The sequence below is a fragment of the Streptomyces sp. T39 genome (assembly GCF_008042045.1).
Lineage (GTDB): Bacteria > Actinomycetota > Actinomycetes > Streptomycetales > Streptomycetaceae > Streptomyces.
Map to the genome: position 1 here is coordinate 12,526 of NZ_RDBP01000034.1, position 14,126 is coordinate 26,651.

Below are 14,126 nucleotides of genomic sequence, written 5' to 3' on the forward strand. Positions count from 1 at the left end.
TCGACGGCCGGGGCGAGGACGGGGTGGGGGCTGATCTCGACGACATGGGTGATGCCGTCGTCGAGGACGGCCTGCATGGCGTCGGCGAACTGCACGGGGCTGCGCAGGTTCTCGACCCAGTAGGCGGCGTCCATCTCGGGGCCGGCCAGGCGGGTGCGGCGCACGGTGGACATCAGCGGGATGCGCGCCTCGCGGGGCCGGACGGGTGCGAGGGCGGCGAGCAGGTCCTCGCGGAGCGGGTCCATCTGGGGGCTGTGGGAGGCGTAGTCGACGTTGACCAGCCGGCAGTAGGTGCCCTCGGCGTCGAGGAGTTCCTTGAGGGTGAGCACGGCCTCCTTCTCGCCGGACAGGACGCAGGAGTGGGGGCCGTTGTGGACGGCGAGGGAGACGCTGTCCTCGAAGCCCTCCAGGGCGGCCAGTGCGGCGTCCCGGTCGAGGTCCACCGCGAGCATGCGGCCCTGGCCGGAGGTGCGGCGGGCGATGGCGCTGCGCCGGGCCATCACCAGGGCTGCGTCCTCGTAGGAGAGGATCCCCGCGACGGTGGCGGCGGTGATCTCGCCCTGGCTGTGGCCGAGGACGACGTCCGGCTCGATGCCGGCGGCGCGCCAGAGTTCGGCGAGTCCGAGCGACATGGCCCACAGGGTGGGCTGGAGCATGTCGATGCGCCGGGTCCAGGTGTCGTCCGCGCGGCCGGAGAAGATGTCGAGCAGGTTCCAGTCGGTGTGCGGGCGCAGGGCGTCGGCGCAGCGGGTGACGACGTCGGCGAAGAGCGGGCTGTCCCGGAACAGCCCGGTGCCCATGCCGGTCCACTGGGAGCCCTGGCCGGGGAAGACGAAGGCGGTGCCGCCGCCCGGCACGGCGCTGCCGGTGACGAGGCCGGGTGCCTCCGGCTCGCCGTCGGGGGCCTCGGCGAGTGCGGTCAGGGCGGTGCGCAGGGTGTCGGCGTCGGTGGCGACGACGGCGGCGCGGTGGGGGTGGTGGTCGCGGCGCCAGGCGAGGGCGCCGGCCTGGGCGGCCGTCCCTTCCGCGGTGGCGGGGACGAGCGGGGCGAGGTCGGCGGCGCGCCGGCCGAGGGCGACGTCGTCCTTGGCGGAGAGCGGCAGCACGGCGGGCAGTCCGGTCGCGGGACCCTCGTCGGCGGCTGCCGCCTGCTCCGTCCCGGGCGGGCTCAGGAGGACGACGTGGGCGTTGGTGCCGCCCCAGCCGAAGGAGTTGACGCCGAGGCACAGCGGCCCGGTGGGCGGCAGGGGTGTCGCCTCGCGCACCACGCGGACGTTGATGTCGTCGAAGGGGATGGCCGGGTTGAGCTCCGCGGAGTGGAGGCTGGGCGGCAGCACGCGGTGGCGCAGCGCGAGGAGGTTCTTCATGAGGCCGGCGAGTCCGGCGCCGGCCTCCAGGTGCCCGATGTTGGTCTTCACCGAGCCGATGAGCAGCGGGGTGTCGCGGTCGCCGCCGAGGACGCGGCCGATGGCGGTGGCCTCGATCGGGTCGCCCCGGCCGGTGCCGGTGCCGTGGGCCTCGACGTAGTCCGGGGCGCCGGCCGGCACGGCCCCGGTGCGGTAGGCACGGCGCAGCAGGTCCTCCTGCCCGGCGGGGCTCGGCGTGACGAGGCTCTCGCCGCCGCCGTCGTTGTTGACGACCGTGTTGGCGACGACGCCGTGGATGCGGTCGCCGTCGGCCAGCGCGCGGGCGAGCGTCTTCACGTAGAGGGCGGCGACGCCCTCGCCGCGCACGAAGCCGTTGGCCGCCGCGGAGAAGGTCTTGCAGCGTCCGTCCGGGGAGAGTCCGCCGAAGTGGGTGAGCCCGACGGTCACATGCGGGTCGAGGATGAGGTTGGTGCCGCCGACGACGGCCGCGTCGATCTCGCCGTCGCGCAGCGCCTGGCAGGCGAGGTGGAGGGCGACCAGGGAGGACGAGCAGCCGGTCTCCACGGTCATGCTGGGGCCGCGGACCTTGAGGAAGTACGACAGGCGGGCCGCGATCACGTCGAGGGCGTTGCCGACGAGGCTGTGCGGGGTGGGCCGGGCGTCGCGGTCCTTGCGCAGCAGTTCGTAGTCGTGCCAGGAGGCGCCGACGTAGACGCCGGTACGGGTGCCGGCGAGCGCGTCGGCCCGCTGGCCCGCGTCCTCGAGCGCGCGCCAGCCGACCTCCAGCATCAGCCGCTGCTGCGGGTCGATGGCCTCGGCCTCACGGGGCGAGATGCCGAAGAACTGCGCGTCGAAGCGGTCGACACCGTCGATGAAGCCGCCGACGGCCTGGATCTCCTTCTCGGGGTCGAGTTGCGCGGTGCTGTCCCAGCGGTCGGCGGGGACGGGGCCTATCGCGTCCACGCCGTCCATCAACAGAGTCCAGAAACTGTCGAGATCAGGCGCACCCGGAAACTTGCCGGCCATGCCGACAATGGCCGTAAGATTCGCCGGGTCACGGTCTGCAATCGCGTCCATGTGCCGTCGCCTTCTCGTCTCGCAACCGAATACCGAAGCAATCCGTCCGAACCTACAACTGCCCATAATCAGGGGAACACCCCTGACATTTCAGGGGTGTTCCCGGGGGCCCCTAAGGGTCTGGCCGGCTGGTCCGGAGGGGGACCGCCGTGGGGTGGGCTCAGCCGCGGAAGCGGGTCCTGACCAGCCCCTTGCTGGCGTTGATCATGCGCGGGCCGATCTCCGGGGGAGCCTCCCTGCGGGACCAGACGGCATTCATCGCCATCTTGGCCGGACTCATGGCGAAGCAACGGGTCGGCTCTTCACCGAGACGGAACGAAGGCGAAATGAAGTCGGCATTCTCGATGTGCTTGAGAATGCGCTTCGCTGCGTCACCCGGGGAAATGGTCCCCTCTTCGACGGATTGGCAGAGATCCCGGGTGAGAATTCCCATCTCATTGAATCCGGCACTGACCGGGAGCGGGGAGCCGGGGTGCTTGCTCTGCTCCAGGTCGAGGAAGACCTTCTCGTCGCCGGTGGTGTCGTACCGGTAGTACGCGTCCTCCAGCATGACGTTGCCGAGCATCGTGCCGAGCATCCAGGTGCGGTTGACGGCGTTCCACAGCTCGTAGTCGCGGAAGCCGACGAACGAGCTGTAGACCAGGTTGTCGTGGAAGTCGAACAGCCCCTGCTGGAGGTTCTCCAGGTAGGAGAAGCGCTCCAGCGACCAGTCGCCGTCCCGTGAGGCGGCGATCAGACGCCAGCCGAGCGCGTTGACCAGCTCCATGGTGTTGGTCAGGCCCCGTGAGTAGAGGGCGTCGATGAAGCCGGCCGCGTGCGACGTCAGGCAGAACCGCTCCCCCACGACCTGCTTCGCCGAGTACTGGAGCCGCCCCGTGGACACCCACGGCCTGACCGCCTTGGCGCCCTGGAACTGCCAGGCGATCTCCGGGTACCGCTTGAGGAAGTCGTCGAACTCCTGCTCCGGCGTGGCATCGCCCTTGGGGAAGGCCCGCGGGTCGTAGGTCAGACCCACGCTGCACAGGGGGTTGAGCGAGTCCTCGTGGTTGTCGAACGGGATGACCCACAGCCAGCCGCCGTCGAAGACGTGGTGCAGGGTGCCGTTGTGCCAGGGGTTCGGCTGCTTGTGCTGACGTCCGTTGGGCGAGCGGTCGTAGGGCTTCACACCGACCATGTGCGTGAACATGCTGCGGGAGTGGGTGCGCGCCCGGGTGGGCGTCTCCCGCAGGCCGAATTTCTCGGCCAGCGGTGAGCGGAAGCCGCTGCCGTCCACGACGTAGCTCGCCCGGAACTCCTTGCCGCTCTCGGTGCGCAGCACCGCCCCGCTGTCCGGGTCGATCTCGATGTCCGCGATCCGGGTGGCCAGCTGCGGCACGGCTCCGTACTTGACGGCCAGGTGGAAGAGGTAGGCGTCGATGTCCTGCCGGAAGAGGTGGGTCTCGGTCCTGATGGCCGACGGGACGACCAGCTGGTTCACCTCCGCCGGGTTCTGGGCACGCCCCTCGCGGTGGTAGACGAAGCCGAAGTTCTGCTTCTGTCCGCAGTTGCGGGAGACCTCCTTGCGGATCCCCTTGAAGCTGGAGAGGGCCTTCAGCTCGGGAACCTTGTAACGGTCGGCGATCAGCCGGGTCATGCCGGACGTGTACGGGATCGTCGACTCGCCCACCGCGAAGCGGGGGTGGGTGCCCGCGTCCAGCAGCAGGACCTTGACGCCGTTGCGGGCGAGGACCGCGCCCAGCATGCCGCCGGCCATGCCGCTGCCGAGGATCGCCACGTCGTACTGGTTCTCGGGTGTCTTCTTCGTGTCCTTGCGCGGCACGCCGCTCACCTGTCTCTCGTCGATAGGAAAAGGTGCCTGCTCATCTCGCTGCCGCTCCCAGGAAGTAGGTTCTCGGCAGTTCCTTCCGAGTCCGGATGCCGAGCTTCCGGAAGGCCTTCGTGAGGTGCTGCTCCACCGTGCTGACGGTGACGGTCAGGGCCCCGGCGATCTCCCGGTTGGTCCTGCCGTGCGCGGCGAGCGCGACGACCCGGCGTTCGGCCCAGCTCAGCAGGGCGAACGCCGCGCTGTCCGGCTCGGCGACCCCCGCCGTGCCGTGGACGACCGGGGCGGGCCTGCCGACGCCGCACTCGCGCCGCAGGCGCTCCGACTCCTTGAGCACGGCGAGCCCCCGGGCGGTGTGCCCCGACTCGGTGTACTCGTCGGCGAGTTCGCCGAGGGCGCCCGCGAGCTGGAAGCGGTCGCCGCAGGCGCGGAAGATCTCGACCGCCTCCTCCAGCAGCCGCCCCCGACGGCCCTCCTCCGCGACCGCGGCGCAGACCCGCAGGGAGATGCCGCGGGCCCGGGTCGGGCGCTCGCCCGCGAGCGCGAGCTGCTGGTGCGCGAGCTCCCGCGCGGGCCGCGGGTCGGACAGGGCGAGATGGGCGCGGGCGGCGCTGCTGCGCCACGGCACCAGCGTCGGCTGGTCGAGGCCCCACTGGGTCATCAGCTCGCCGCAGCGGCTGAAGTCGTCGAGCGCGGCGTAGGGGCGTCCCGTCTCCAGGTGGTAACAGCCCCTGGCGTGCAGGTAGTAGAGCCCGAAGCGGCTGGAGAACATCCCCTCGGGCACCGGCTGGGCGACGTACTCGGCCGCGGCGCCGAAGTCCCCGGCGGCGGTGGCCGCCTGGACCAGGTTGGCCAGCGGGCCTCCGATGCACACGCCCCAGCTGTCGGCCGGGACCTGGGCGAGGGCCGCCTCGGACAGCAGGCGGGCGTGCGACAGGTCGCCCTGCCGCAGCGCGATGCCCGCCCGCAGCGAGGCGAACTCGGCAGCCCAGAGCGGCACCTTGCGGGCCCGCGCCTCCTCCAGCCAGTGGTCGCACCAGCGGGCGGCGGCCTCCGGCCGGTCGGCGAACGACAGGGCGGCCACCGCGCACATCAGCCACTCCTGGGTGTGCTTGCCGAGCCGCATCGCGCGCAGCGCGCTCTCGGCGTCGGCGACCGCTCCGTCGTCCGGCCCCTGGGCGAGCACCTGCGAGAGCGCGGTGACGCCCAGCAGGCGCGGGTCGCCGGCCGCCGTGGAGCCGAGCGGCGGCGGGGGCTGGACGACCGGGTAGGTGACGGACAGCAGTTTCCAGGTGGCGCGCACCTCGGCCGCGTACCCCGGGTCCCGGAGCTCGTCGGTGTCGTCCAGCTGCGCCACGGCGCCCACCGCCTCGTCGAACCTGCCGTGCCACAGCAGGTACTTGGCGAGCATCAGGGTGGGCCGGGCGGGCAGCCGGCCGTCGCGCAGGGCGATGGCCAGCTCGCCGAGGTGGGGCGTGCTGATCGACGGGTTGAGCATCCAGGCGGTCGACGCCAGCAGGGCGCGCAGACCGACGCGTTCGCCGTCGTCGGTGCCGAGGCGCAGGGCGGCTTCGAGGCACGAGTGGGCCTCGGCGACACGGTTGCCGTTGAGATGGCGTTCGGCGGCGTCGCGCAGGACCGGCACGGCCCAGGTGAGCGACCCGTCGTCGTCGCAGTTGCGCAGGTGACGGGCGGTGCGGGTGGCGGCGACGCCCTCCTCGTAGCACATCAGGGCGGCGTGCCGGTGGAGTGCGGCGCGCTCCGCGGCGCTCAGCCCCTCCAGCACCGCCTGGGCGGCCACGGGATGCCGCAGGCGTATCCCGTCCAGGAAGCCGGCGGCGGCCAGCTCCCTGGTGCCGCGGACCACGGCGCTGGGCTCCTGCCCGGTGAGACGGGCGAGGAGGGCCGGGGCGTGGATGTCCCCGTCGAGCGCGGCGAGTGCCTGGGCGAGCCGCAGCAGCGCGGGGCGGCCCCGGTGCAGGCAGCTGAGCAGGGTGTCGCCGTAGGTGTCCGCGACGACGACGGTGCCCGGGTCTGACGCCTGCCGTGAGTCCTCCAGCAGTGCCCGGACGAGCAGGGGGTTGCCGCCGCTGACCCGGTGGCAGCGCTCCGCGAAGACGGGGTCCGGCGGTGCGCCGCGGTGCAGTGCCAGCAGTGCGGTGGTCTCGGTCAGGGAGAGCGGCCCGAGGTTCACACTGCGGTAGCGGGGCTGGCGCAGCAGCTCCGCGTGCAGCTGCGGGTGCGCCGGGCGGGACAGCGGGCATTCGGTGAGCGCCAGCACCACCCGGGCCCCGCGCAGCTGCCGGATCAGATGGAACAGCCAGTGCAGGGTGAGGTAGTCGGTGAACTGCACGTCGTCGACGCACAGCAGCACGGGCACGTCCTCGGCGGAGCGGACCACCTCGGCGCAGAGTTCGTGCAGCACGTCGGTGGTGTCGGCGTCGAGGGTGAGCGGGGTGTCGCCGGCGGCTCCGGTGACGTCCTCGCAGGTGCCGCGGAGCCGGTCGAGGAGGACCGCGGCCGGGCCGGGGGCTCCGGCCGAGCGCAGCAGCTGCGCCAGGACGCTGCCCGGCGACAGGCGCTCGGGCCACGAGCCCACGGCGTCCAGGACCGCGAAGCCGCCCTCGCGTGCCGCACCCTTCAGCGCCGTCAGGAGCTCCGTCTTGCCGCAGCCCATGGCGCCGCCGATCATCGCCACGCCGCCGCCGTCGCCGCGTGCGCAGGCGTGGAGGAGATCGTTCAGCTCGGACAGCTCGCGGTCCAGCCCTATCAGCCGCATGTGTTCCTCTCCTCCTATCCTGCCGACGAGGTCACGCGTTCCGGTTCCGCGGTGCCCTCCGGGTCGGGGACCTCGACCGGCTTGCGGTAGATGCGGGAGAGCAGCGGACCGGTCATGGCCGTGGTGACGACCGCCATGACGACCATCAGGGAGTACAGATCGGCGTCGAGCAGCCCGAGCTGGAGTCCGACGCCGAGGATGACCAGTTCGGTGAGTCCGCGGGTGTTCATCAGGACGCCGAGGGCCGCCGACGGGCGCGGTGGCAGCCCCTGGGTCCGGGCGCCGGCGTAGGTGCCGCCGAACTTGCCGATCACCGCGACGAGCATGATCAGTCCCAGCTCGGCGAAGTCGGAGGCCTTCATGGAGCCGAGGTCGACCTTCAGCCCGGCCACCACGAAGTACACCGGCAGCAGCAGGGAGGTGACCTGCCCCATGCGGTCCTCGATCTCGCTGCGTACGAGGAGGGTCTTCTCCCTCGGCATGACGGTGCCGAAGAGGAAGGCGCCGAAGATGAAGTGCATCCCCATCGCCTCGGTGGCCGCCGCGGAGAGAAGGACACCGATGAGGACGAGGGCGAGGTGCCAGGGCGCGAAGGGGACGGCCTCCCCGTTCCTGACGAAGACCCGGCGCAGCAGGGGCCGCACCACGAGCAGGGTGACGAGGACGTACGGCACGGCGAGCGCCACCCGCCAGTGGTCGCCGCCGCCGCCGACCGACGCCTGGACCGCCGCGAGAGCGGTCCAGGCGACGACGTCCACGGATGCGGCCGTGGCCAGGGCGATGCCGCCGATCGTCGTCCTGCTGAGAGCCCGCTCGGTGAGGATCCTGGCGAGCACGGGGAAGGCCGTCACCGAGACGGAGAGACCGATGAACACCACGAACGCGGCGGTGCTCGTCACCTCGTGGGTGCGCATCAGGTAGAAGGCGAGCCCGATGCCGAGCAGGAACGGGACCACCGTGGAGCCGGTGACGGCTCCGCCGGTCACCCGGCTCCTGCCGCGCAGCGTGGCACGGTCCAGCTCCATGCCGACCGTGAACATGAAGAGTGCCACGCCGACGTCCGCCATCCCGGTGAGCAGCGGACGGATGTCCGCGGGGAAGAGCAGATCGGATATCGCCCCGTTGAACAGGGTCGGCCCGAGCAGGATGCCCGCGACGATCTCGCCCACCACGGCCGGCTGGTTCACCCGGGCCGCGAGATGGCCGAGAGCCCTCGCGAGGAAGAGGATCAGCCCGAGGTCGATGAAGAGCAACGTGATCTGATGACTGCTCATGACGGCGGCATCCTGCCCGTCCTTGTCTCGTGGGGGCGGGTGGTCAGCTCTCGGCGGCCTCGGTGCCCTGCCCGATCAGGTCGTCGATCTGGAGGGTGAGCATCGGGTGCTTGCCGCTCAGCCCCGAGATCAGCTGCACGAAGTTCGAGGAGGGCGTGCGCTCGCGGTCCGGGTCGACCATCTCCGTGGCGAGGCTGTGGTAGAACTCCTTGTACTTCGTGCGGTCGTAGAACCGCTCGACGAAGACGCGGATCTCGTCGAAGAAGGCCCGGTAGGCGGTGACGTACCGCTTGAGCGCCTGCTCCTCGATCTCCGGGTGCTGGATGATCTGGTCGACGATCTTCGCCAGGGTGCTGCCGGCGAGCGTGGCCAGCGCGACACCGGTGGAGAACAGCGGGTCGACGAACGCGGCGGAGTCGCCGACGCACACCCAGCCGTTGCCGTTGAAGCTCTGGCTGGTGTACGACCAGTCGCGGGCCGTGCGCCAGCCTGCCGACTGGTTGGCGCCCGCCAGCATCTTCTTCAGCTTGGTGGACTTCTCCACCTCGCCCTTGAAGAGGTCCTCCAGGGACTGGCCGTCCTTGCCGGCGTCCGCAGAGCGGGTCACGTAGCCGACGCTGACCGTGCCCTTGTCGATCGGGATGGCCCAGAACCAGCCGTCGTCGAGACTCTCGATGAGGATGTTGGTGTACTCGTCGCCGCCGAGCCGCTCGCAGTTGTCGAAGTACGTCCAGACGGCGACGTTGCGGAGCTCCTCGTGCCAGGTGATGTCGGCGTAGCGGCGGCTGAGGAGGCGCGCCTGGCCCGAGGCGTCGATGACCAGCTTGGCGCGGGCCTCGTAGGAGCCGTCGGTGCCGCGCAGCGTGTAGCGGACGCCGGTGACGCGGCCCTCGGTCTCGATGGGCTCCTTGACGGTGGCTTCCTCGATGACGAACGCGCCCAGTTCACGGGCCCGGTCGAGGATCAGCGAGTCCATGTCGGCCCGCCGGGTGTGGTACGCGTACTCGTGGCTGCCGCCCTCGATGAACGAGAAGTTCCACGGCACCTGGGCGTTGCCCCAGACGAGCGTGCCGCCGTACTTGCGCTCGAAGCCGCGGGCGTCCATGCGCTCGGTGATGCCCAGTTCCTCCATGGGGCGCATGAAGGCCGGGATGAGGGATTCACCGACGTGGTAGCGGGGGAACCGCTCGCGGTCGAGGACGAGGACGCGGTGTCCGCGCTTCGCGAGAAGTCCCGCGGTGGTCGAGCCGGCCGGCCCCCCACCGATCACGATGACGTCGTATTCGTCAGGTACTCCGTGAAGAGTCGACGACATGACACTTCCCTTCTTGCTTCGACAGACGTGCCCGCTTTGCGCGGAGCTCGCACCGGCATTCCTCAGAGCCTGACGTGTGGCCCATAAAGGTCTTCTGGACTATCTCTGGATTTCAGTTCAGAGACTGCTTCACAGGCCGTGGACCCCGGGCGGGGCGGCAGCGCAGGCATGCCGCGGCTACCCGTCCGGGTCTGACCAGGAAGGACATGACGGACCCGCCGCACCGCGCACGGGGGCGGCGGTGAGGTGAGGACGGTGTCCGCAATTCACGCCGCACAAGAGCAGCGCAAAGGCAGGAGATATCCGGGGTCACGACGAACCGGAGTTCCGGGAGAATGGCCGGGCCGCGGTACGGGCCGACTCATTCTCTCCGTCCGGCACGCCATTCCTTTCGTCCGGGATGATTTCCGCCGTCCCTATGATTGTGGACTGGCGTTCGGACGGTGGCATCTCCCGTGTTGCTCTCCCGTCACGGGGCGCGGCGGTCCTGTGCGTCCCACCAGCCGGGGTGGTCGCGGTACCAGGCCACCGTCTCGGCGAGGCCCTCCTCGAAGGGCACGACGGGCTCGAAGCCCAGTTCCTCGCGGAGCTTGGTCCCGTCCAGGGAGTACCGCCGGTCGTGGCCCTTGCGGTCGGCGACCGGGCGGACCCGGTCCAGGCCCGCGCCGCAGAGGTCGAGCAGCCGCTCGGTGACCTGCCAGTTGGTCCGCGGCGTGCCGCCGCCGACGTGGTACACCTCTCCGGCACGGCCCTTGGCGAGGATCAGCTGCAACGCCCGGCAGTGGTCGTCGACATGGATCCACTCGCGCACATTGGTGCCGTCACCGTAGAGCGGCACGCTCTCCCCCGCGAGCAGCCGGGTGGTGAAGAGCGGGATGAGCTTCTCCGGGTGCTGGTGCGGCCCGTAGTTGTTGGAGCAGCGGCTCACGGACACGTCGAGGCCGTGGGAGTGCCAGTAGGCGCTCGCGACCAGGTCGCTGCCGGCCTTGGTCGCCGCATAGGGCGAACTCGGGTCCAGCGGCCACTCCTCGGTCCACGAACCGTCGTCGATCGAGCCGTACACCTCGTCCGTGGACACATGGAGCACCCGGGGCACCTCGGCGTGCAGACACGCCTCCAGCAGCGTCTGGGTGCCGGCCACGTTGGTCCGCACGAACGCGGCGGGGGCGGACAGGGACCGGTCGACATGGGACTCGGCGGCGAAGTGCACCACCGCGTCGTGTCCCGGCAGCAGGTCGAGCAGGGCCGGCGCGTCGCAGATGTCCCCCCGGACGAATCTCATCCGGGGGTGCGAGGCGGGCAGGTTGCCGCGGTTGCCCGCGTAGGTGAGCAGGTCGAGCACGGTGACGTGGGCGTCCTCGTAGCCCGGGTACTCGCCCCTGAGCAGGGCGCGGACGTAGGCGGAGCCGATGAACCCGGCTCCGCCGGTCACGAGAATTCTCATCCGGTCAGCCTCATCAGGTCGTCTGGAGGCGGACGCTGGCGTGGTCGCCGACCATCAGCCGGTGCCGCCGTTCCGGTCCGGAGGACATCACCTGGGCCGCCCGGCCGATCACCGAGCCGTGCAGCCCCTCGACGCCGTCGACGGTCGCGGCGTCGAGCACGATGGAGAACGACACCTCGGAGCCGGTCACCACGCAGCCGTCGCCGATGGTGGTGTCGGGGCCGAGGACGCTGTCCTCGACCACGGTGCCGCTGCCGATGCTGACCGGTCCGGTGACGGTCGAGCCGACGACGCGGCTGCCGGCCCCGAGCCGGACGGCGCCGGTGATCCGGCTGGTGCCGTCGACGGTGCCCTCGACTCCGGGGGTGAGCGTGCGCAGCATCTCCCGGTTGCACTCCAGCATGTCGTCGACGCTGCCCATGTCCCGCCAGTAGCCGGTGTAGCGGGAGGCGCGGACCTCGTCCCCGCGGTCGATCAGCCACTGGAGGGCGTCGGTGATCTCCAGTTCGCCACGGGCACTCGGCCCGATCGCGGCGACGGCCTCGTGGATGCGCGCCGTGAACACGTACACCCCGATGAGCGCCAGGTCGCTGCGCGGCCGGGCCGGCTTCTCCACCACCCGTACGACCCGGCGCTCGGCGTCCAGTTCGGCGACGCCGAACGCACGCGGGTCGCCGACCGGCTGGACGGCGACCCGCGCGGGCGTGCGACGGGCCCGGAAGTCGTCGAGGATGCCGCCGATGCCCTGCGGCAGCATGTTGTCGCCGAGGTACATCACGAAGTCGTCGTCGCCGAGGAAGTCCCGTGCGACGGCCACCCCGTGGGCCAGGCCGCGGGGCGCGTCCTGCGGGAGGTAGGTGATCCGCAGGCCGAGGGCGCCGCCGTCGCCGAGGGCCTCGGCGATGTCCTTCGCGTAGCCCCCGACCACGATCCCGGTCTCGGTGACGCCCTGGGCCCTCAGGTCCTCCAGGATGTGCACCAGCACCGGCTTGTTGGCGATCGGGATCAGCTGCTTGGGCATGGTGTGGCTGAAGGGACGCAGCCGGGTGCCGGTGCCCCCCGCCAGGACGAGGGCCTTCACGAGGCGGCCCCCGTCCCGGGGGCGGACCGCGACACGGGCTCCGCGGCCGGCGCGGCCGGCGGGGCCGTCCGCCCGCGGCCGTAGACCAGGCGGCGCATCAGCGCGTCCAGCGGGCCCTGGCGTCCGGCGCGTTCGAGTGCGACGGCGACGGCCACCACGGTGAGCCAGACCGCCACCGCGACCGCGGCCGCGCCGGTGGCGTGGATGTGGTCGCCCAGACCGAAGGCGACGCGGGCGAGGACCAGTGCGAGCAGCGCGGACTGGAGCAGATAGCTCGTCAGGGACCGGCGGCCGACCGCGGCGAGCGCGCGGCTCACCGGCCCGGGCTCCAGCCCGCGGTCCCGCAGCCGGGCCACCAGGAGCCCGAAGAGGGCCGCGTAGGCGAGGCCGCCGCCGAAGCCGGTGACCACGTGCAGGCCCGTCACCAGGCCGGTGGCCAGGTCGTCCGCCCGCCATGTGCCCGCGCCGACGAGGGCGAGCGGCACGCCGCCGAGCACGGAGGCCGTGCCGCCCCACACGGCGACCCGCCGCAGCAGCGCCCGGTGGGCGACCGGGTCGTCGAGGTACCGCTTGCGGGCGGCCCACGCGCCGACCAGGATCGCGGCCGGGATCGGCCAGCCGAGCAGGATGTGGAGCGAGGCGAACGGCACCTGTGCCAGACGCTCGCCGAGCGCCGCCACGTAGTCGTCGGCCCACACCGTGCCGCGCACGGCCGCCGCGTCCTCGGTCTGCTCCACGGCCACGGCCACCGACAGCAGGACGGCGGTGACCGCGCCGACGGCCGCACTGATGACGATGCCCCTGCGCAGCGCCCCGTCCCCGCGGGTGAGCAGCCAGCCGAACAGCAGGGCGGCGACTCCGTAGGGCGCGAGGATGTCGGCGGGGAAGATCAGCACGAAGTGCACGAAGCCGAACAGGACGAGGAACAGTCCGCGCCTGCGCAGCAGCCGGCCGGACGCCTTCGCGGAGGTGCCGGCTGCCTGCTGCCGCATGACGAGCATCGCCATGCCGTAGCCGAAGAGGGCGGCGAACATCGGATAGGCCCGGTTGTCGACGAGGTCCAGGCCGAGGAAGGTGATCGTGCGGTCGAGCGCGTCACCGCCCTGCGGGTGGGTCACCGGGCCCGGGTCGCTGCCCGTCACGTACATGGGTGCGTGGGCCAGGGCGATGAGCAGCAGCATGAAGCCACGCGCGATGTCGGGTGCCGGGGAGCGTTCGGCGGCGGTCACCCCCCTGCGTCTGACCGGCGTGTGCACAGTCCTGCGGGTCGCCATGGAGTCCTCCGAGGGGTGGTGTCCGGCCCGGGCCGGGTCCCCGCGGCCGGGCATGGGGTGTCTGCTCACCGGGACAGTGCCCGGCAGGCCGCGTAGTCGGGCAGCAGGCCCGCCGCGCGGGCCTCGGCGAGGGTCGGCGCGGCGGTGTCGCGCTCGGACATGACCGGCTCGATTCCGTCCGGGAGGGGCAGCCCCAGCGCGGGGTCGAGGACGGAGAGCGCCCGTTCGTCGGCGGCGACGTAGCTGCTCGTCAGCATGTAGGACATGACCGTGTCGTCCTCCAGCGCCACGAAGGCGTGGCCGACGCCGACGGGGAAGTACATCGCCCGGAAGTCGACCTGGTCCATCAGGACGGCGTCCCACTTCCCGTAGGTCGGGGATCCGACGCGGATGTCGACGACGATGTCGAGGGCCGCGCCGCGCGCGCAGTAGACGTACTTGGTGGTGCCCGGCGGCGTCGCCGTGTAGTGGATCCCGCGGACGACTCCCCGCGCGGACCGGCTGTGGTTGGTCTGGGCCGCCCGGAAGTGCCGGTGTCCCACCGCCTTCTCGAACGCCGCCGACTGGAACGGCGAGACGAACAGGCCGCGTTCGTCGGGGAAGACCGTCGGGGTGAACTCCACGGCTCCCTCGACGGCGAGTTCGCGTATTTCCATGGCTCCTCCGGGGCACGGGCCCGTCGCGGTCGCCGAC

The 14,126-nt window shown here is 71.7% G+C and carries 9 protein-coding genes; all 9 read right to left on the reverse strand.

The annotated features are described in order from the left end of the window. The coding region (locus tag EAO77_RS22115; RefSeq protein WP_147990084.1) for a type I polyketide synthase at positions 1–2,393 on the reverse strand (2,393 nt) is incomplete at its 3' end. Between the two features lie 211 nt (positions 2,394–2,604). Beyond that, entirely contained in the window at positions 2,605–4,263 is a 1,659-nt protein-coding gene (locus EAO77_RS22120) for an NAD(P)/FAD-dependent oxidoreductase (protein WP_261994098.1), read from the reverse strand. Positions 4,264–4,303: 40 nt separating this feature from the next. Then, on the reverse strand, positions 4,304–7,045 hold the full coding sequence (locus tag EAO77_RS22125) for an AAA family ATPase (RefSeq protein WP_147990045.1): 2,742 nt from the start codon (positions 7,043–7,045) through the stop codon (positions 4,304–4,306). Between the two features lie 14 nt (positions 7,046–7,059). Continuing rightward, positions 7,060–8,319: a cation:proton antiporter gene (locus tag EAO77_RS22130; RefSeq protein WP_147990046.1), complete on the reverse strand. Its 1,260-nt coding sequence runs from the start codon at positions 8,317–8,319 to the stop codon at positions 7,060–7,062. Between the two features lie 43 nt (positions 8,320–8,362). Beyond that, complete coding sequence (locus EAO77_RS22135) at positions 8,363–9,634, reverse strand: NAD(P)/FAD-dependent oxidoreductase (protein WP_147990047.1); 1,272 nt, start codon at positions 9,632–9,634, stop codon at positions 8,363–8,365. A gap of 469 nt (positions 9,635–10,103) precedes the next feature. Beyond that, complete coding sequence (rfbB, locus tag EAO77_RS22140) at positions 10,104–11,078, reverse strand: dTDP-glucose 4,6-dehydratase (protein WP_147990048.1); 975 nt, start codon at positions 11,076–11,078, stop codon at positions 10,104–10,106. 13 nt (positions 11,079–11,091) lie between these two features. Then, entirely contained in the window at positions 11,092–12,159 is a 1,068-nt protein-coding gene (locus EAO77_RS22145) for a glucose-1-phosphate thymidylyltransferase (RefSeq protein WP_147990049.1), read from the reverse strand. Continuing rightward, on the reverse strand, positions 12,156–13,502 hold the full coding sequence (locus tag EAO77_RS22150) for a DUF418 domain-containing protein (RefSeq protein ID WP_222723690.1): 1,347 nt from the start codon (positions 13,500–13,502) through the stop codon (positions 12,156–12,158). Before EAO77_RS22150 ends, EAO77_RS22145 begins: the two co-directional genes overlap by 4 nt. Further along, complete coding sequence (locus tag EAO77_RS22155) at positions 13,499–14,089, reverse strand: dTDP-4-dehydrorhamnose 3,5-epimerase family protein (protein WP_147990050.1); 591 nt, start codon at positions 14,087–14,089, stop codon at positions 13,499–13,501. Before EAO77_RS22155 ends, EAO77_RS22150 begins: the two co-directional genes overlap by 4 nt. Positions 14,090–14,126 lie beyond the last annotated feature (37 nt).